The organism is Amnibacterium setariae (assembly GCF_003581425.1).
GTDB classification, from domain to species: Bacteria; Actinomycetota; Actinomycetes; order Actinomycetales; family Microbacteriaceae; genus Amnibacterium; species Amnibacterium setariae.
Window position 1 is genome coordinate 58,820 of the sequence record NZ_QXTG01000001.1, and the last position, 19,075, is coordinate 77,894.

A 19,075-nucleotide genomic window follows, 5' to 3' on the forward strand; every position below is an offset into this window, starting at 1 on the left:
GAAACGCGACGGCCAAGTTTGGGTCCTCCTTCGTGACGGCCAACTCTTAGTTGCGAGGCATTGCCGGCCGCGCGCCTCGGGACCGCCTAAGGGCACTCCCGGGACGCGCGGCTGGCGATGCTTCTCCTGTTGACCGTAGTCGTAATGAACGTGCATATTGTTGAGGTCAGACTTGCGAGCAACCATCGCACGCATTGCCCTAGGCGCTTTGCTCGCAGCGCTCTGCGCGACCCAAGCGGGCTGCACCGCAACTCGCAACACGGACCCCACCCTGCCGTCGCGGCTAGAGAGAGCGTCCGGCAGCGCTTGCAGTTCAGTCGCGGACAACGTTCCAAGCCTGGCGCAGCAAACCGACCACGGGGTCGCCTACGGCGATATCACGAACCTTGCGGCTGAACCGTCCGTGTACCGATCCTCATGGAGCGTGCAGCTTCTCGCGCAGTTGAGGAGCGACGACGAAGTCAAATCAAGGAAGTTCCTGTCCTCCTACTTCAATCGGCTTCTGACCGGTCCGCCGAGAAGCAACGTTCAGGGTCTGCCTGGCTTGCAGGTTGCGCTTCTAGCCGCGGCGGCATCGCGGGCACTCGGGTCTCGTCCTGCACTCCCAACCCGGTGGCTCGAGGCAAGCCGTTCAGGCAGCTCATACTTCTATTCTCGGGCGGAAGGCACCTCGCTTGCGGCAGATTCCACAGCGAGTCAGATCTTCCGCCTGACCGGGCATAACGTGCCCGCGGCACTCGTGACGCGAGCGCGCCTGGCACTATCCCACGCGCGACCGACCGATGACAACGAAACAATCTTTGATCGAGATCTGCCATCTCTCAGCATCCTCGAAGGCGAGGCACTCAACGAGTACCCTCAACTGCGCGAAGTGCGGGCAAATGTCACCGCGTGGTTTGCTCGCTTTGCGGAGGAACCTGCCTCGTTTACGTCCATCAGTACGCTCTCGCAGTTGCATGACCTTTCTCAGCGCAGGGATTGGGCGCTGAGTCCACTTGAACGATCTTATGGGTCGACACTTGCATCCAATATCAGTGCAGGGCTTTCAGCTGATGGGCAAGGCCAGTTTGATCCTCAAGTAACCCTGTTGGCACTCCGCATGGGTCTCGAGGTCGGCTCCAAGGCAAGTATCACACAAGCAGTCTCAAACGGCGAAACAGCACGAGGATGGCCGAGTGGCCGAGTACGGCCGTCTATCCAGTCAACATACATGGCAGTGGAGAGTCTCCTAATATGCGGATCCTCCATTGCCGACGTAGGACAGTTTGTTTCGCGCGAAATCGACTCAATCTCGGACAGGACGTCAGCAGTGACTCTTTACCAGTTGCATGAATTACAAGTCAAGCTACACTTGAACCTCGATGGATCGGGTTTAGCGAGAGAATCGGCGTATGCGAATAACCTCTTGAGAATCGCAACATCGCAAGGAGACGGTCTGGCCGTTGCCCTGTCACTCATCGTGTTGGATCGGGCACCCACTTCAGCACAGGCGCGTGCGGTGCAGTCGTCATCCGACATACGTTCCATTGGCGCGATGGCGGCACTTGCCAGACGTCTGCATCGGCCCGACCTCGAAACCTCCGCGCAAAAGTCGATTGCGCGATTCAAGGAGTCGACAAACACCTACCGTTTCGCGACTGACCTCAAAGGGGCGGATTTGTTCTCGACTGCCATCGGGCTTAGCGCATCAGGAGCCGCCGCTGATAAGCCAATCCGCGTTCTGAACTCGTTCCGCGGGAAGGGCAACTTGTGGACCTTGACGATGCCTCCTAGTGCTAGCCCGGTGAATCTTCTGAGCCTCTACTCCGCCGCGTCAGTTGAACGCGTAGCGCAGCTCGACTATGTTGTATCCGCTGTGGGCTGAGCGAGAGTCTGGAGGACCTTGATGGATTCGTGGCTCCGACTCCTTTGGATTGCGGGCTCGCTGATGGTCCTCGGGGGACTGCTTCTGCTGGGCTCGAGCGGACAGGCGGCGCAATGGGTGCTCGGCGGCGTAGTTATGTTCGGGGGCATACTTGCGCTGTTGCTTGGCATCGCTCTCTCCGCCGTCGAATCGATGCGGTCAAAGTAGGCTGCCGCTTGGCATTCTCTTGCTCTCGTGGGAAAGTGGACAAGCCGCGAGGCTCGCGGCTCGAGCGCGCCGTTCCGCTGTTCGCGGGCACCTTGCTAAATAGCATGAATCGAGGGATTGGTCCTTGAGGTTGTTGGGCGTCGCGATACAGCGAGCGGACCGGTACATCCCAGCCGAAGGGTCAGTGGCGTAGCCGACGGCATTGGCCGACAGTCCAATTGATTGCAGAACGCGTGCTGGGAGCACGACGACCATCCACGCGAGCTCGGCGGAGAGTTGTGTCGCGTGCTGCAGGACGTGTCAACCGGCGCGTGCCACCAGAGTTCGAAGCGGCAGGAGGAGTCCGGTTCGGCCGCCAGTGGCATCGACGAGCCGCACTGGCAAGATGCGCGGGTGAGGCTGCAACTGGTACTTGAGAAGCACACCGCGGCGGCATTGATTCTCTGCAGGATTTGGGACGGCGTCCTGGTTTCCTTGCCACATCGCTCAGTGATAGCCGGTGCGACTATCCCGCTTCATCAGCCGGTCCGCGAAATGTTGCGCCTCAAATCGCAGGTTGTCTTGTGTCATCTACGCCTGACGAGGACGTCGCCGACGTCACACTCGAGGACCTCGCAGATAGCTTCGAGGGTTGAGTACCGGATGGCCCGGGCTCGGTCGTTCTTGAGAATCGAGAGATTCACGACGGTTATGCCGACAAGTTCGCTGAGTCGAGTGAGAGTCATACCCCGCTCGGAAAGCAGCTCGTCGAGGCGGCAGTGGATGCTGCTGCCACTCACCTAGACGAGCCCGTCGACGTCGCGTTGCAAAGCAAGCCCTCGACGCACCACGAGCGCAACCACGAGCAACCCGCACGCGGCGAGCAGCGGGCCAAACTGGAAGCCCGGGGCGCTGGCTCGGGAAATCGAAATCGGGTAACCGCTCGGGGCCGCCCACGCGAACGCTCCGAACGCGACGGGGGTGGCGAGTTCCAGGAACTGCGCGACGCTCGAGCCGATGGCCAGGACCACTGCAGCGAGTACGACCGGACGGGCGAGCCCTCGCCCGAAGGACGTGCCGACGATGAGTCGCCGGATCGTGAAGCCGAGCAGCAGGGCGACCCCGACCCCGGTGAGTGACCAGACGATGGGCGCGGCCCCGAGCAGAATCCGGTTGATCAGCGGCACGCCGTTCAACGTTGTGGCGACCTGCGTGACAGTCACCGACTGTCCGTCCTGCACGAACGGACCGCCGCCATAGCTGTTCTGCCCGCCGTTGGTCTTCAGCTCGAAGCTGGTGCTGAAGGTCACCGGTACACGAGCTCCGGGCTGCACCCAGTTCACGAGTTGCGTCACCTGCAGAACCAGACCGACAAGGCTGACAAGCGTCCACAGCACTGCGACCGTGAGTAACAGTCGTAGCGCCCACCGGAATCGTTCCGGAATCACCTGGGCGTCCTGCAGTCGTGAGGCATCGGACATTTCCGTAACATATCGAACGTCGACAGTGTCGTCAATCGATAGGTTTGGATCTAGCGGACGGTTCAGACGGGAACGGCCAACGCTTGCGCGACGCCCTTGTACCCGAGGTCGCCCCACGCTTAGAGCGGCATCGCGTCTCGGTCGCGCTGCGGGAGCCGCCGAATCGCACCGGCGATCTGTCGGAGCGCCGACTCCGCTTCCAACGGCCCGTCCTCGACCTCGTCCGAGCATGTCGACGGTTGCGACGCAGCCACCGCGCTGGCAGCCTCACCTCGTGGCCGAGCGGACGGTGAGAGGGCCGAATCCGATCGCGTACTTCGTCTTCGCGGGCGTGTGGCTGGCGCTGGGTGTTTGGACGATCGCCACCCCGACCCCCGCTCTTAACCAGTGGCTGCAACTCGCCGCGCACCTCGCGCTGGCAGCCGCGTTCGCCTTCCTCGGGACTAGACGCGTGCGCCCAAAAGGCAGCTTCACCGTCCAGATGAGGCACGGCCCGCGCGCCACCGACAGGGCTCATGTGCGCATCGAGGGGACCCGCTCCCAGGACGATGCAACAGTTCGCGTCCTCCACGCCGTTCTTAATACGTGAGCAGTGGCAGGGAGCGGAGGGTGGATGACGGACACGTGGTCCGCTGACCCGCGATACACCGATCTAGTGCGGCGGCGTGGCGGCGAGCTCCTGCGCGCGGCGGCGATGCTTACGGGGAGCCGGCACGACGCGGAGGACGCGCTGCAGGAGGCGTACATCGCCGTCTCGCGGTCATGGCCGACTCGGTTGTTCGGCTCCGAGAGCGCCGCCTTCGCCTACTTGCGCACCGCTGTGCTGCGGAAGTCGATCGACCTCATTCGCAAGCGGCATCCGTCCGACGACCTGCTCGAGCGGACCGTGGAGGACCGCGGGCTGCTGCGGTTCGAGGAGGACCAGGCGTTCTTCGCTCGGCTACAGCACCTGCCGCAGCAGCAACGAGCCGTGCTCGTGCTCCGCTACTACCTCGATCTCGACGACCGCCGGATCGCCGAGCTGCTCGACATCACCCGCGCGACGGTTCGCTCCAACGCGATGCGCGGACTCGACAAGCTCCGCGCGGAGACCCGCGCGGTCGCGGAGAAACGATGAACCCCGAAGACGCGCTGCGCCGACTTCGGTCAGCCGAGCGCTGGCTACCGATGGAACCCGATTTCCTACCCGCGCAGAGCACCGAGTCCGGATCGCGCGACAACCGGCGACGCGCTCATGAGAGTCGTGTCCGCGCCGTAATCATCACTGTGGTGGTCCTCGCGCTGCTCGTCGTCGGGACGATCGCACTGGGGCAGGTGACGCGCACGTCCGCACCGGCACTCTCCGTGCCCCCGACCGCCACCCCGACACCGTCGCCATCTCCGGGCGCGGGCACGGTCGGGGCGCTTCCCGCGGTCGCAGGTACGGTCCTGGCCACGTGGACCTCCCGCGATTCACTGCCGGCTACCCGCACGCTCGACGCCCACGGCAAGGCGGTCGCGATCACGGTCGCGTGCACGGGCGGCGGCAGCGTGCGGTACACCCTCGTCCACCACAGCGACTCCGCAATCGGGTGCGACGGCACCGCCTCGACCGGCCCGGAGCTGCAAGCCAAGAACGGGCGCCTTATGGCCGAGGGCAAGGTCACGATCAAGGTCAGTACGACCGGGTACCCGCGCTTCGCACTCCGAGTCACCGCGGTGCCGGTTCGCGCGGTGCCCGCCGTCCCGGATCACCCCTCGGTCACTGCGACCGGCCCCGGCGTCCCCCGCTCCCTACGCACCTGCAGCACCCGGGATCTCGAACCGACGGCGGAGTTCACTCGCTGGCCGCACTTCGAGGGCGGAATCGTCAAGATCACGAGCGCCGCTACCAACGACTGCGCGATCCGGACGTGGCCCCAGATCGCGTATCTCGACGCGTCCGGCAACCAGATCGGCGGCCTCGGGGGTCAGAACGGCGACCCGGCGACCCCGGCGAAGCCAGTCCGTCTCGCCGCGCACGGCACCGCTTACGTCGAGATCGAGCTCTTCCGGCTCGACCGCCTGACCGACTGCGGCGCAGAACGAGTTCAGAACGTCGTACTCACGATCGGTCGCGCGCGAACGCGGATACCGGTCCCCGACGTCCCGCCGGTCGGCAAATGCGCCGATCCGAACGTCAGCGCGGACGGCGTGGGAGCCGTCACCGGCTACCGCCCAACCGGTCCATGACACGTGCGATTGCTCAGACCATCAGAACCACCGACCCGACGCTCCGAGCGGGCCCGCCGCACGGTGCGCAAGTTCACTACGCGGACGTAGGGCTAAGAACCGGGGCGGCCGAGAGCGTCTGGAACAGCGCTACAAGGCCGGAGAGGGAGCTGGATCATGTCGACGAGCGCCACTGACTTCGGACTGCGAAACAGTTCCAGCCGCTTCCGTGTCGCGCTCGTCGACGGCCACGAGGTGATCGCATCTGCACTCCGGGCAGCCATGCGTCTCGCTCCCGAGATCGACTTCGTGACCTGGGCACAGACCGTCGAGGGCCTGCTGGGGCGCGCGACCGCGCCACTCGATCTCGTGCTGCTCGACCTGCGCCTTCGCGACCACACGTCGCCCGAACTGAACGTTAGACGGCTCACGGAAGGCGGTATCGCGTTCTCATCTACACGAGCGGCGAGAGTCGATTCCTGCTGCGAAGCGCTGCCCGTACGCCCGCTCTCGGAATCCTGCGCAAGAGCGAGCCGCTGCCGCGGCTGGTCCAGGCGATCCAGCAGGCGGCTCGCGGCCGCCCGGTCGTGACCAGCGAGTGGGCGACAGCCCTGCAGAACGACCCTCTCCTCGCCGACGCCGGCATAACCGCCCATGAACAGCTCGTGCTGATGCGGTTCGCGGACGTCGCCAGCGCGCAGGCAGTGGCCCGTGAACTCGAGGTCGCGATGTCCACGATCGAGGACTACGTGCGCCGCATCCGCGCGAAGTACGCCCGCGTCGGAAGACACGCCGCCACGAAGGTCGACCTCTACAAACGCGCCATCGAGGACGGCTTCCTCCCCGCTCCTGCGGACTTTTGAAGTTCGATTAGACATCGAGCGACGCCGATCAGGGCGCCTCTGCTCGCAGGACACGTGACACTGCGCACCCTCATGAGCCGACGCGTCGTGTGTGCCGTGTGTGTGCACGCCGCGCTCGACCTGCCGCGCGCTGATGATCGAAGCGCTGGGAACAGGCCCGGAATGACGCCGAAGACGAGCGCCAGACGCTCTCGACGCGCCGGTGTGATGTCCAGGCGCGTGGCTACGGATCAGAAGGTTGGGGGTTCGAGTCCCTCCGGGCGCGCAGGACGATCAGCCCCCGGTCTCGCGACCGGGGGCTTCGTCGTTCCCGCTCGGACGCCCGCACGAGCGGCGCGGCCAGGGCGTCGAAGCCCTCGAGCGCGACGGCGTCCACCAGCGCCCGCCGGCCGTCGAAGACCGAGTAGAGCACCGGCTGCGTGGCACCGAGCCCGCCCGCGAGCCGTCGCATCGTGACGGCGCTCCACCCCTCGGCCTCGGCGACGGTCCGTGCCGCGACCACGACCTGGTCGCGCCGACCCGCGAGGTCGGGGGCGGGTCTCGGAGGCATGGGATCGATCTTGACGACGGTTCGTGTCAGACCAGGGCCAGGACCAGGCCGGCGACGACGAGGAACAGGGCCGTGAGGCCGTGGACGCGGAGCGCGTACGAGACCGAGCCGCCGTTGCGGGCGACCAGGATCGCGTCGCCGACCGGCGTGATCGCCGCGACGACGAGCGCCCAGCCGAGCGCATGCGTCCCGGCGACCGCGAGGACCACCAGGACCATCACCCCGGACGTGATGTCCCGGATCCCCTTCGCCCCCGCGAGCGGCTGGAAGCGCCCCTCGGGGAGTCCGAACCCGGCGAGGGCGACCCGGGGCGCGAGGAGGAAGCGGGTGCCGATGAAGACGATGAACCCCGCGACGAGCAGGGTGACGACGAGGGCGACGATGAACACGAGTGGTCCTTCCGGGTTGAATTGCGTTGTTAGATAACGACGGTAGACCCTCGGAGGAGGGCGATGCAAGCCCGCTGCCCGACACCGGGCCCCGCGCTCCGACCGGGCGCCGTAGCGTGGCCCCGTGCCGGAGCCCCGCCTGCGTCGCGTCGCCGTGCTGGTGCTGGAGGGTGCGAAGCCGCTCGACGTCGGCATCCCGGCCCAGGTGTTCACGACGCGCGCCTCGATGCCCTACGAGGTGCGCGTCTGCGGCGCCGCGCCCGGCCCGATCACGGGCGGCGACGGCCTGTCGTACCTCGTGGCGCACGGGCTCGAGGCGCTGGACTGGGCCGATCTCGTCTTCGTGCCCGGCTACCGGTCCCCCGACCGCGACGACCCGCCGGCGGTGGTGCTCGACGCGCTGCGCGCCGCCTCCGCGAGGGGTGCCCGGCTCGCCGCGATCTCGACCGGCGCGTTCGCCCTCGCGGCGACGGGGCTGCTCGACGACCGCCGCGCGACGACCCACTGGCACTACACCCGGGCGCTCGCGGCGCGGTACCCGCGGATCCGGGTCGACGAGCACGTGCTCTTCGTCGACGAGGGCGCGGTGCTCACATCGGCCGGCGCGGCCTCGGGCATCGACCTGTGCCTGCACGTGCTGCGCGGGGACCTCGGCATCGCGAGCGCGAACCACGCCGCGCGCCGCCTCGTCGCCGCGCCCTACCGCAGCGGCGGGCAGGCGCAGTACGTGCCGAGGAGCGTGCCGGAGCCGCTCGGCGAGCGCTTCGCCGCCACGCGCGAATGGGCGCTCCGCCGCCTCGCCGAACCGCTGACGCTCGACGACCTCGCGCGGCACGCCGCCGTCTCGCCGCGCACCTTCTCGCGCCGGTTCGCCGAGGACACGGGTACGACGCCGATGCGATGGCTGCTCCGCGCCCGGCTCGACGTCGCCCGCGAGCTGCTCGAGCGCAGCGAGCGGAGCATCGAGCAGATCGCCGCGGACGTCGGGCTCGGCACCGGGACCAACCTGCGGCTCCACTTCCAGCGCGTGCTCGGGACCACGCCCTCCGAGTACCGGCGGACCTTCACGCCGGACTTCTGACCACCTGGCGCGATCCTTTCGAACCGTGTCGTTCGCGCCACTGTCGAGGCGCTCGCGGGACGACGACGGTGGAGGGGAACCGGAAGGAGTCCCCATGACCCGCATCGCCATCAACGGCTTCGGCCGCATCGGCCGCAACACCCTCCGCGCCCTGCTCGAGCGCGGCAGCGACCTCGAGGTGGTCGCCGTCAACGACCTCACGGAGCCGGCGGCACTCGCGCGGCTGCTCGCCTTCGACTCGACGGCCGGCCGCCTCGGCCGCCCCGTCGTCGCGGACGGCGACGCGCTCGTCGTCGACGGCCGCCGCATCCGCGTGCTCGCGGAGCGCGACCCCGCGCAGCTGCCGTGGGCCGAGCTCGGCGTCGACGTCGTGCTCGAGTCGACCGGGCGGTTCACCTCCGCGACGGCCGCCCGCGCGCACCTGACGGCGGGGGCGAAGCGCGTGCTCGTCAGCGCGCCGGCCGACGGCGCGGACGTCACGCTCGCCTACGGCGTCAACACCGAGGCCTACGACCCGGCGGCGCACGTGATCGTCTCCAACGCCTCCTGCACCACGAACGCGCTCGCGCCGCTCGCCTCGGTGCTCGACGACCTCGCCGGCATCGAGCACGGCTTCATGACCACGGTGCACGCCTACACGCAGGAGCAGAACCTGCAGGACGGCCCGCACCGCGACACGCGTCGGGCGCGGGCCGCCGCGGTGAACATCGTGCCCACCACGACGGGCGCCGCGAAGGCGATCGGCCTCGTCCTGCCGCGCCTCGACGGCCGGCTGGCCGGCGACTCCATCCGCGTGCCCGTCCCCGTCGGATCGATCGTGGAGCTGAACGCCACGGTGTCCCGCGACGTGACGCGGGACGAGGTGATCGGGGCGTACCGGGCGGCGGCGGAGGGCCGTCTCGCGGGCGTGCTCGAGTTCTCGGAGGACGCGCTCGTGTCCTCCGACATCGTCGGCGACCCGGCGTCGTCGATCTTCGACTCCTCGCTCACCCGGGCCGACGGTCGGCACGTCAAGGTCGTCGCCTGGTACGACAACGAGTGGGGCTTCTCCAACCGCGTCGTCGACACGCTCGAGCTCCTCGCAGCGGGCTGACGGGCCGATCGGGCTCCGGTCCCGGGGCGTGCGCCGCAGCGGCGGCGGCGCGCCCCCGGGTGCCCTCGACTTCAGAGCTTCCCGAGCGCCCGCTGTTGGCCGTCCTCGGATCGTCTGGTACACACGATCGAGCACGCCCGGCCCGATCGCGCCTTCCGGAGGGAAGTCCCCGCCCCTCTGAGCGTTGACCCCACCGTCACCGGCGTCTCATCGAAGGAGCAGAGACATGCAGCGAGTCGTCCTCTTCGGCCCCCCGGGGGTCGGCAAGGGCACCCAGGGCGGCCGCCTCGCCGCGGCCCTCGGCGTCCCGGCGATCTCGACCGGCGACCTCTTCCGTGCGCACGTCCGGAACGGCACCGACCTGGGCCGCCGCCTGTCGGCGCTGATCGCCTCCGGCGACTACGTGCCGGACTCCGTGACGAACACCATGCTCGCGGAGCGCCTCGCCGAGCCCGACGCCGCCGGCGGCTTCCTGCTCGACGGCTACCCGCGCACCGCGGACCAGGTGGCGGAGCTCGACCGGCTGCTCGCCACCGCCGGCGTCTCGATCGACGCGGTGCTGCTGCTCGCAGCGCCCGACGAGGTGCTGGAGGAGCGGCTGCTGAAGCGGGCCGCCGAGCAGGGCCGCTCGGACGACACCCCCGAGGTCATCCGACACCGCCTCGCGCTGTACCACGACGAGACGGAGCCGCTCGTCGCGCTCTACGACGCCGCGGACCTGGTGCTGCGGGTCGACGGCACGGGCACGCCGGACGAGGTGCACGCGCGCCTGCTCGACGCGATCGCGCTGCGGGAGCCGACCACGAGCAAGTGAGCCTCGCCGCGGACGCAGCGCGGCGTGCCGGATCTGGACAGATCTTGCACGAGGTGTAATCTTGCAGTCTCTGCAAGCATCGATGTCGGGCTGTGGCGCTACGACGTCGCGGCCCCCGGTGCGCTCCGCTGTTCCCGAAGGGCACCCGTGACCACCACCGACACCGCGCCGCGCACCGGCGGCGCCGTGATGACGCACCGGCAGATCCTGCTGGTGATCTACGGCCTCATGGCCGGCATGTTCCTGTCGGCGCTCGACCAGACCGTCGTCGGCACCGCGATCCGCACCATCGGCGACGACCTGCACGGGCTCAACCAGCAGGCGTGGGTGACGACCGCATACCTGATCACGTCGACCATCGCGACGCCGATCTACGGCAAGCTCAGCGACCTCTTCGGCCGCCGGCCGCTCTACATCTTCGCGATCACGATCTTCGTGCTCGGATCGCTGCTCGCGTCGTTCTCGACCTCGATGCTGATGCTCGCCGGCTTCCGCGCCGTGCAGGGCATCGGCGCCGGCGGCCTCATGTCGCTGCCGCTCGCGATCATGGGCGACATGCTCGCGCCGCGCGAGCGCGCGAAGTACCAGGGCTACTTCCTCGCCGTCTTCGGCGTCTCGTCGCTCGTCGGCCCGCTCGTCGGCGGCCTGTTCTCGGGTGCGAGCCAGATCCTCTTCATCACCGGCTGGCGCTGGGTGTTCCTCATCAACGTGCCGATCGGCGCGGTCGCCCTGTTCATGGTGCTGACCTTCCTGCACCTCCCCCGCTTCGGCGACCGCCGGAAGCCCCGCATCGACTGGTGGGGCGCCACCGCGGTCATCGCGACCCTCGTGCCGCTGCTGCTCGTCGCCGAGCAGGGCCGCGAGTGGGGCTGGAGCTCGTGGGGCTCCATCACCTGCTACGTCGTCGGCGCGCTCGGCCTGATCGGCTTCCTGGTCGCGGAGACGCTGATGGGCGACGACGCGATCATCCCGCTCAAGCTCTTCCGCTCGCGGGTCTTCACGATGTCGACGATCCTCGGCGTGCTCGTCGGCTTCGGCATGTTCGGCGCGCTGCTCACCCTGCCGCTGTACCTGCAGGTCGTCACCGGCCTGACCGCCACCGAGTCGGGCTTCGCGACCCTGCCGATGGTGCTCGGCCTGATGATCGCGTCGATCGGGTCCGGCCAGATCATCTCCCGCACCGGCAAGTACCGGGTCTTCCCGGTCACCGGCACGGCGTTCACCTCCGCCGGCTTCCTGTTCATGACGACGATCACGATCGACAAGCCGCTCTGGTACCTCATGATCGGCATGTTCCTGATCGGCCTCGGGCTCGGTCAGCTGATGCAGACGCTGACCATGGCCAGCCAGAACTCGGTGCAGCCGCGGGACATGGGCGTCGCGACCAGCGCGTCCACGTTCTTCCGCCAGATCGGCGGCACGCTGGGCACCGCGGTGCTCCTGTCGGTGCTGTTCTCGTCGCTGCCGGGCAACATCCTGACCGCGACAGCGGACCGGCCGACGCTCACGTCGGCGCTGAACGCGGCGCTCACCCCCTCGGTGGCGCAGGCGGCGGACAACCGGCCGATCATGAAGCAGCTGTGGAACCCGATCGTCGACCCGATCCGCACGAAGCTGCAGGCGAGCCTCGACGACGCGACCACGCAGGTGAAGCAGGGCGCCGACGCCGCCGCGACCAGGGCCGTGACCCAGCAGGTCACCGCCGCGGTGCAGCAGCAGGTCGCCGCCGGCCGGGTCCCCGCCGCCGCCGCGCAGACCGTCATCGACCAGCAGGTCGCGGCGGCCCTGCCCGACGCGAAGGCGCAGGCCGAGGCGGCAGGCCTGACGCAGGCGGCGGCGAAGGCGGACGCGAGCGTCGTGGACGGCAGGCTCGTCGTCGACTTCAGCGACGCGGCCCAGCGCCGTGCGGTGGTCGACAAGGTCGTCCCGACGATCGAGAAGCAGATCGCCAAGGGCGGCTCCGGCGCGGCCTCGTCGACCGACAGCTCGACGAGCGACACGTCGTTCCTGAAGGGCGCCGACCCGCGGCTCGCGAAGCCGTTCCTCACGGGCTTCAACACCTCAGCCGTCCAGATCTACTGGGTCGGACTGATCGTGCTGCTCATCGCCTTCGTCATCACCTGGTTCTTCCGGGTGCCGCCGCTCCGTCAGCGCTCCGCGCTGCAGGAGCAGGCGGACGACGCGGCGGCGGCGCAGAAGCTCGACGTCGCCGAGGGCGGCGCGGCCGCCGCGGTCGGCACGACGGCGCCGGCCGACTCCGGCACCGTCGGAGCCGGACAGCGCTGATCGGACAGCGCTGATCGGACGTCGCTGACCCGATCCCTCCTCGGGGCGCCCGGCACCCTCGTGGTGCCGGGCGCTTTGTCGCTGTCCGCTCCCGCCCGTACGGTGCTGTCGTGACCCTCGACCTGCCGGCCGCAGCCCGGGTCTCCTGGTCCCCGGTCGGGCCCGACCTCGTGCTCGAGGGCGACAACCTGCCGGTCCTGCGCCGCCTCCCGGACGGCGCCTTCCGCGTCGCGTACCTGGACCCGCCGTTCAACTCCGGCCGGGAGCAGCGGCGGCGCACGACCGTCACCCGCCACGACCCGATCGGCGGGACGCGGATGGGGTTCCACGGCCGGCCCTACGACGTCGTGAAGGGCGTGGTCACGCGCTACGACGACGCGTTCCCGGACTACTGGGCGTTCCTCGAGCCGCGGCTCGAGGAGGTCTGGCGGCTGCTCGCCGAGGACGGCACGCTCTACCTGCACCTCGACCAGCGCGAGGTGCACTACGCGAAGGTGCTGCTCGACGCGCTGTTCGGGCGCGAGTGCTTCCTGAACGAGATCGTGTGGGCCTACGACTACGGCGCACGGACCACCCGGCGGTGGCCCGCGAAGCACGACACGGTCCTCGTCTACGTGAAGGACCCCGGGCGGTACCTCTTCGACTCCGCCGAGGTCGACCGGGAGCCCTACATGGCGCCCGGCCTGGTGCCGCCGGAGAAGGCTGCGCTCGGCAAGCTGCCGACGGACGTCTGGTGGCACACGATCGTGTCGCCGACCGGGCGGGAGAAGACGGGCTACGCCACGCAGAAGCCGGTCGGGGTGGTCCGCCGGATGCTCGCCGCGAGCAGCCGGCGCGGCGACTGGGTGCTCGACCCGTTCGCGGGCAGCGGCACCACGGGCGAGGCGGCGCGGCTGCTCGGCCGGCGCTTCCTGCTCGTGGACGAGAACCCCGACGCCGTCGACGTGATGCGTCGTCGTCTGGGCGACGGCGTCGTCGTCGCCCGCGCCGCGGACTGAACGGGTCCCACAGGCCGGGACGCCTCCGGTTGTAGGTCGTCCACAGCGGACGGGCGCGCTCCGGCGATCCGGACTCGTGCTTCCCCCAGCCGATTCGGCCCGGCTGCGACCGCGGGCTACCGTCCCTGACCGAACGGACAGGAGGCGGGCATGACGGTGGACTCGGTGACCGGGGCGACGATGACGGCTGAGGCGGGGGCGACCCGTCCTCCGGCGGACGGCCCGGACTTCGACCGCATCCACGACGCCCTCCTCGGCAGCTGGAAGGACGTGCGGCTCGCCGCGCGCGCCAGGACGCTCGACCCGGCGCTGCACCGGCGCGACGACCTGCTCGTCGCCGACCACCGCGCCCGCGTCACCGCGCAGCTGCAGGTCCTGCTCGACAGCGGCGCCGTGCGTCTGCCCTTCCCTGAGGCGTTCGGCGGCACCGGCGACGCGGGCGGCAACCTCGTCGCGTTCGAGGAGCTGGTGACGGCGGACCCGTCGCTGCAGATCAAGGCCGGCGTGCAGTGGGGCCTGTTCGCCGCGGCGATCCTCCACCTCGGCACGCGGTACCACCACGACCACTTCCTGGCCGACGCGGTCGAGCTGCGCACCTTCGGCGGCTTCGCGATGACGGAGACCGGGCACGGCTCCGACGTGGCGTCGATCGCCACGACGGCGACCTACGACCCGGCGACGCAGGAGTTCGTGATCGACACCCCCTTCCGCGCGGCGTGGAAGGACTACATCGGCAACGCCGCCGTCGACGCGCGCGCCGCGGTCGTCTTCGCGCAGCTCGTCACGAAGGGCGAGCGCCAGGGCGTGCACGCCTTCTTCGTGCCGATCCGGGACGAGGCGGGCGCCTTCCTGCCGGGCGTCGGCGGCGAGGACGACGGGCCGAAGAGCGGCCTGAACGGCGTCGACAACGGTCGGCTGCACTTCACCGGCGTGCGCGTGCCGCGGGCGAACCTGCTCGACCGGTACGGCTCGGTCGCCCCGGACGGCACCTACTCCTCCCCCATCCCGAGCCAGGGCCGCCGGTTCTTCACGATGCTCGGCACCCTGGTGCAGGGCCGCGTCTCGCTCGCGGGCGCGTCGAACACCGGCGCGAAGATCGCGCTGCAGATCGCGCTCACGTATGCGGAGCAGCGCCGGCAGTTCGCGGGCGCGGCCGGCGACGAGGAGGTGCTGCTCGACTACCCGCGGCACCAGCGGCGCCTGCTGCCGCGCCTCGCGGCCGTCTGCGCGGCGACGTTCACGCAGGACGAGCTGCTGCTGGCCTTCCACCGCGTCTTCACCGGCGAGCACGACACCGACGAGTCGCGGCAGGAGCTCGAGAACTTCGCCGCCGCGGCGAAGGCCGAGGCGACCTGGAACGCGCTCGACACGATCCAGGAGTGCCGGGAGGCGGCCGGCGGCGCCGGCTTCCTCGCCGAAAACCGGTTCGGCCAGCTGCACGCCGACCTCGACGTCTACGCGACCTTCGAGGGCGACAACACGGTGCTGCTGCAGCTCGTCGGCAAGCGGCTGCTCACCGACTACGGCAAGCGGCTGAAGGCGGCAGGCGGCGCGGGCGCCGCACGCATCGTCGCGGGGCAGGCGCTCGGCGCCGCGGCGGCGTCGGCGGGCCTGACGGCGCTGGCGCAGCGCGTCGCCGACGGCGGCACGGCGGCGGGCGCAGCCCGATCGCTGCGCGACCCGGCGACGCAGGAGCGGCTGCTGCAGGAGCGCGTCGAGGTCGCGGTCGCGGAGATCGCACCGGCGCTCCGCCCGGGGCCCGGCGTCTCGGCGGCGGACCTCGCCGCGCGCTTCGGCGAGCACCAGCACGCGCTGATCGAGGCGGCCCGCGCGGAGGCGCGCCTGCGGCAGTGGCGGGCGTTCACCCGGGCGGTCGAGCGGGAGACGGACGCGCCGACGCGCGCGCTGCTGGCGCTCGTCCGCGACGTCTTCGCGCTGCAGGTGATCGAGCGGGATCTCGGCTGGTACCTCGTGCGGGGGCTGCTCAGCCGCTCGCGCGGGAGGGCCGTGACGCGGCTGCTCGACGCGCTCGTCGCGCGCATGCGCCCGCACGCGCTGCCGCTGGTCGAGGCGTTCGGGTACGAGCAGGGGCACCTGCGCGCCGCCATCGCCTCGGGCGCCGAGGCCGCCCGCCAGGCGGAGGCCCGCGCCGCCCGCTGACCCGCCCGGTTCCTTCCTACATCCGGGGATCCGCCGCATCGGGCGCGGAATCCCCGGATGCAGGGAGGAACCGCGCGGCGAGGGCGGCGCCCGCGGCGCGCAGCGCGCCGGCCGGATCGGCGAACGACCGCTCCCGGCCGACCAGCTCGGCGAGGGAGACGGCCGTGCGGTAGCCCTCCGGCGCGGCCGTGATCGCGCCCGCGACGAGCGCGACGGGGACGGCGCCCGCGAGGTCGCGCACCGCGGTCGGGACCTTCCCGCGGGCGGACTGGCCGTCGAACCGGCCCTCCCCCGTGATCACGAGGTCGGCGGCGCGGACCGCCTCCGGCAGGCCGCTCACGGCCGCGACGGCCGGAGCGCCGGGCTCGAGGACGGCGCCCCAGGCGAGCAGCCCGAACCCGGTGCCGCCCGCCGCGCCGGCGCCCGGCGCCGCGGCGTCCCCGGGCAGCAGGCGGGCGAGCCGCGCGAGCGCTGCTTCGAGCAGGGCGACGTCCGCGGCGTCGGCGCCCTTCTGCGGCGCGAACACGGCGGCCGCGCCCTCGGGGCCGAGCAGCGGGCTGGTCACGTCGGTGAGCACGCGCACGCCGCCGGGCGGCGGCGCCGCGAGGCCGCGGAGATCGACGCGGTCCAGCGCCGCGAGCCCCGCGCCGCCGTCCGCCACCGGCGACCCGTCCGCGGCGAGGAACCGGGCGCCGAGCTCCCGGAGCGCACCCGTGCCGCCGTCCGTGGAGGCGCTGCCGCCGATCGCGAGCAGGAGCCGGGTCGCGCCGGCGTCGAGGGCGGCGCGGATCGCCGCGCCGAAGCCCCGCGTGTGCGCGGTGAGCGGCCGGAGGGGGTCGAGCAGGGTGATGCCGCTCGTCGCCGCGAGCTCGACGACCGCGGTGCCGTCCGGCAGCAGCAGCACCGCGGCGGTGACCGGACGGTCGTCGGGCCCGGGCACGACGACCGGCAGCCGCACGGCCTCGGGGAGCGACGTCGCGAGCGCGTCGAGGGTGCCCTCGCCGCCGTCGGCCATCGGCATGGCCCGCACGTCGTCCGCGGGCCGGACGTCGAGCCAGCCCCGGACGATCGCGGCGGCCGCCTCCGGCGCGGCGATCGTGCCCTTGAACGAATCCGGAGCGACGACGACCCGCACCGACCCCTCCTCAGTCCTCGGCGGCCTCGATGCGCGCGCGACGACGCCGACGGCGCCGCACGACGAGCACCGCCACGGCGACGGCGAGCGCGACGTAGACGACCTTGTCGAGCACGTCGAGGTAGGGGTCGATCAGGTGCCGCTGCGTGCCGAGCGCGGCGCCGAGACCGATGAGGGCCGAGTTCCACGCGCCGCTGCCGATCGCGGTGCAGAGCACGAACAGCCCGAGGTGCATCCGGTCGGCGCCCGCCGGCAGCGAGATGAGGCTCCGGACGCCGGGCACGAGGCGGCCGACGACCACCGCGACCGCGCCGTGCCGGTGGAACCAGGCGGCGCCGCGGTCGAGGTCGTCCTCGTCGACCAGGCGCGTGCGGGCGAGCAGGCGGGAGGCGCGGCGCATGCCGAGCGCGGCGCCGAGCCAGTAGAGCAGCAGGGCGCCGACCGTCGACCCGGCGGTGCTCCAGAGGATCAGGCCGACGAGGGTGAGGCTCCCCTCGCGGCTGAGGTAGCCCGCGTACGGCAGGATCACCTCGCTCGGGATCGGCGGCACCACGGTCTCGAGGAGCACGAGCGCGCCGACGCCGACGTCCCCGAGCCGGTTCAGCAGGTCGCCCGCGAACGCGACGAGACCGCCCTCCCCCGAACCGCCGCCCGCGCCGCGGGGGATCGCGAGCGCCGTCACCGGCGCCCGAGGTCGTTGCCGACCGAGCAGGTCTGCTGCTCCACCGTCTGCCCGACGACCGTGTCCGGCAGGTCCACGGTGTCGCTCGACGAGGCGGAGCCGCTCGGCGACGGGGAGGGGGACGCGGACGAGGAGGACGACGAGGGGCTCGGGCTCGCGGAGGAGCCGCTCTCGTCGACGGACCCCTTGCCGTCCGTCGCGCCCTTCTGCGACTTCGCGAGCGTCAGCTTCTTGTCCGCCTTGACGGCGTCGATCAGCACCGTCGCGCTCTTCTCGTTCGGGACGAGCCCGTCGCCGTAGAGCGTCGTCGGGTACTGCACGAGCACGAACTGCGCGAGCGGGATCTGCGCGACCGCGCGGCCGATCGAGACCATCGTGTCGACGTTCGCGAGCGACGAGGAGAGGTTCATGCTCTGCGTCGCCGCGATCGCCAGGCCGTAGAGCTTCGTGACGTCGGTCAGCGTGGAGTCGCTCTTGATCTTGCGCACGAGCGACGACAGGAAGACCTGCTGGGAGCTGATCCGGGTGACGTCGCTGCCGTCGCCGACGCCGTGGCGGGTGCGGAGGAACTTCAGCGCGGTCGTGCCCTGCAGACTGTGCTCGCCCTTCGACAGGCGGAGGCCCGTGTAGTCGTCGCGGATCGGCTTCGCCACGCACACCGGCACGCCGCCGACGGCATTCGACATCTCGACGACGCCGTCGAAGGTGATGAGGGCCGCGAAGGGGATCCGCATCCCGGTGAGCGACGCGACCGTGTCGCGCACGCAGCCGAGGCCGCCGAACTCGAGGACGCTGTTGATCTTCACGCCCGTCGCGGACGGCAGCCGCTCCTTCGTGTCCCCGGGGTTCGTGCACGCGGGCCGCGAGACGTAGAGGTCGCGCGGGAAGCTGATGACGGTCGCCTTGGTGTGGTCCTCGCTGATGTGGATCAGGATGTTGACGTCGTTGAGGGTGCTGCCCGGGTTCTCGCCGTAGTGCCCCTTCTGCCCCGTGCGGGTGTCGCTGCCGACGAGGAGCAGGTTCACGGTGCCGGAGTAGGCGCCGATCGACGGCACGTCGGTGTCGCCCGGCAGGGTCGTCGTGCGCTGCCGGAGGTTGCCGTCGATGCGGCTGAACGCGATGGCGCCGACGCTGAGGCCCGCGACGACGACGACGCACAGCCCGATCGCGACGACGCGGACGATCGCGGCGGCGAGCCCCGGCGAGCGGAGCCGGCCGTGCCGCGCGAGCGGCGCAGGGCGCGATCCGGTCATCGACCGACCTCCTTCCCGTGCACCTGCGGCGCTTCGTGCTGCACCTCCGG

The 19,075-nt window shown here is 70.6% G+C and carries 19 protein-coding genes; 12 read left to right on the forward strand and 7 right to left on the reverse strand.

Annotated elements, in window-relative coordinates:
- The first annotated feature begins 424 nt into the window (after positions 1–424).
- Entirely contained in the window at positions 425–1,864 is a 1,440-nt protein-coding gene (locus D1781_RS17305; protein ID WP_147391995.1) for a hypothetical protein, read from the forward strand.
- Between the two features lie 773 nt (positions 1,865–2,637).
- Here D1781_RS17305 and D1781_RS00325 read toward each other — a convergent pair.
- Both D1781_RS00325 and D1781_RS00330 read right to left on the reverse strand, forming a co-directional pair.
- Positions 2,638–2,850, reverse strand: a complete 213-nt coding sequence (locus tag D1781_RS00325; RefSeq protein ID WP_233550854.1) for a helix-turn-helix domain-containing protein — start codon at positions 2,848–2,850, stop codon at positions 2,638–2,640.
- Positions 2,851–3,531 (reverse strand): hypothetical protein, encoded by a 681-nt coding sequence (locus tag D1781_RS00330; RefSeq protein WP_147391996.1) that lies wholly within the window; start codon positions 3,529–3,531, stop codon positions 2,851–2,853. It abuts the gene before it with no gap.
- Positions 3,532–3,805: 274 nt separating this feature from the next.
- Between D1781_RS00330 and D1781_RS00335 the strand changes: the two genes are divergently transcribed.
- The 5 genes from D1781_RS00335 to D1781_RS00350 all read left to right on the forward strand — a co-directional run bounded on the left by D1781_RS00335 (position 3,806) and on the right by D1781_RS00350 (position 6,584).
- Positions 3,806–4,120: a hypothetical protein gene (locus D1781_RS00335; RefSeq protein WP_119480328.1), complete on the forward strand. Its 315-nt coding sequence runs from the start codon at positions 3,806–3,808 to the stop codon at positions 4,118–4,120.
- Between the two features lie 24 nt (positions 4,121–4,144).
- Positions 4,145–4,648 (forward strand): RNA polymerase sigma factor, encoded by a 504-nt coding sequence (locus D1781_RS00340; protein ID WP_119480329.1) that lies wholly within the window; start codon positions 4,145–4,147, stop codon positions 4,646–4,648.
- A complete protein-coding gene (locus tag D1781_RS00345; RefSeq protein WP_147391997.1) occupies positions 4,645–5,742 on the forward strand; it encodes a hypothetical protein in 1,098 nt (365 codons plus the stop codon). Before D1781_RS00340 ends, D1781_RS00345 begins: the two co-directional genes overlap by 4 nt.
- Positions 5,743–5,898: 156 nt before the next feature.
- Positions 5,899–6,312: a hypothetical protein gene (locus D1781_RS17310; protein WP_147391998.1), complete on the forward strand. Its 414-nt coding sequence runs from the start codon at positions 5,899–5,901 to the stop codon at positions 6,310–6,312.
- Positions 6,309–6,584 (forward strand): helix-turn-helix domain-containing protein, encoded by a 276-nt coding sequence (locus tag D1781_RS00350; protein WP_119480331.1) that lies wholly within the window; start codon positions 6,309–6,311, stop codon positions 6,582–6,584. The genes D1781_RS17310 and D1781_RS00350 overlap by 4 nt, the downstream gene beginning before the upstream one ends.
- A gap of 223 nt (positions 6,585–6,807) precedes the next feature.
- Here D1781_RS00350 and D1781_RS00355 read toward each other — a convergent pair whose 3' ends face one another.
- Together D1781_RS00355 and D1781_RS00360 are read right to left on the reverse strand one after the other, a co-directional pair.
- Positions 6,808–7,134: a TetR/AcrR family transcriptional regulator gene (locus D1781_RS00355; RefSeq protein WP_119480332.1), complete on the reverse strand. Its 327-nt coding sequence runs from the start codon at positions 7,132–7,134 to the stop codon at positions 6,808–6,810.
- Positions 7,135–7,160: 26 nt separating this feature from the next.
- A complete protein-coding gene (locus D1781_RS00360; protein WP_119480333.1) occupies positions 7,161–7,523 on the reverse strand; it encodes a DUF4267 domain-containing protein in 363 nt (120 codons plus the stop codon).
- 139 nt (positions 7,524–7,662) lie between these two features.
- Here D1781_RS00360 and D1781_RS00365 point away from each other — a divergent pair, with 139 nt between their 5' ends.
- The 6 genes from D1781_RS00365 to D1781_RS00390 all read left to right on the forward strand — a co-directional run bounded on the left by D1781_RS00365 (position 7,663) and on the right by D1781_RS00390 (position 15,955).
- On the forward strand, positions 7,663–8,604 hold the full coding sequence (locus tag D1781_RS00365; RefSeq protein ID WP_199706440.1) for a GlxA family transcriptional regulator: 942 nt from the start codon (positions 7,663–7,665) through the stop codon (positions 8,602–8,604).
- Positions 8,605–8,698: 94 nt separating this feature from the next.
- Positions 8,699–9,697, forward strand: a complete 999-nt coding sequence (gene gap, locus D1781_RS00370) for a type I glyceraldehyde-3-phosphate dehydrogenase (protein ID WP_119480335.1) — start codon at positions 8,699–8,701, stop codon at positions 9,695–9,697.
- 226 nt (positions 9,698–9,923) lie between these two features.
- On the forward strand, positions 9,924–10,511 hold the full coding sequence (locus tag D1781_RS00375; protein WP_119480336.1) for an adenylate kinase: 588 nt from the start codon (positions 9,924–9,926) through the stop codon (positions 10,509–10,511).
- A gap of 189 nt (positions 10,512–10,700) precedes the next feature.
- Positions 10,701–12,797 carry an MDR family MFS transporter gene (locus D1781_RS00380; RefSeq protein ID WP_119481636.1) on the forward strand — a complete coding sequence of 699 codons (2,097 nt, stop codon included), beginning with the start codon at positions 10,701–10,703 and terminating at the stop codon, positions 12,795–12,797.
- Between the two features lie 110 nt (positions 12,798–12,907).
- The gene (locus D1781_RS00385) at positions 12,908–13,795 is read left to right on the forward strand and encodes a DNA-methyltransferase (RefSeq protein ID WP_233550855.1); all 888 of its coding nucleotides are present in this window, start codon (positions 12,908–12,910) and stop codon (positions 13,793–13,795) included.
- A 150-nt stretch (positions 13,796–13,945) separates the two neighbouring features.
- Complete coding sequence (locus tag D1781_RS00390) at positions 13,946–15,955, forward strand: acyl-CoA dehydrogenase family protein (RefSeq protein WP_119480337.1); 2,010 nt, start codon at positions 13,946–13,948, stop codon at positions 15,953–15,955.
- A 16-nt stretch (positions 15,956–15,971) separates the two neighbouring features.
- Here the strand turns inward: D1781_RS00390 and D1781_RS00395 are convergent, their stop codons facing one another.
- Genes D1781_RS00395 through D1781_RS00405 form a run of 3 tightly spaced genes read right to left on the reverse strand, consistent with a single transcriptional unit; the run spans position 15,972 to position 19,025 of the window.
- Positions 15,972–17,090, reverse strand: a complete 1,119-nt coding sequence (locus tag D1781_RS00395; protein ID WP_119480338.1) for a glycerate kinase — start codon at positions 17,088–17,090, stop codon at positions 15,972–15,974.
- 10 nt (positions 17,091–17,100) lie between these two features.
- Complete coding sequence (locus tag D1781_RS00400) at positions 17,101–17,772, reverse strand: DedA family protein (protein ID WP_233550857.1); 672 nt, start codon at positions 17,770–17,772, stop codon at positions 17,101–17,103.
- On the reverse strand, positions 17,769–19,025 hold the full coding sequence (locus D1781_RS00405; RefSeq protein WP_119480339.1) for an LCP family protein: 1,257 nt from the start codon (positions 19,023–19,025) through the stop codon (positions 17,769–17,771). The genes D1781_RS00400 and D1781_RS00405 overlap by 4 nt, the downstream gene beginning before the upstream one ends.
- Positions 19,026–19,075: the final 50 nt, after the last annotated feature.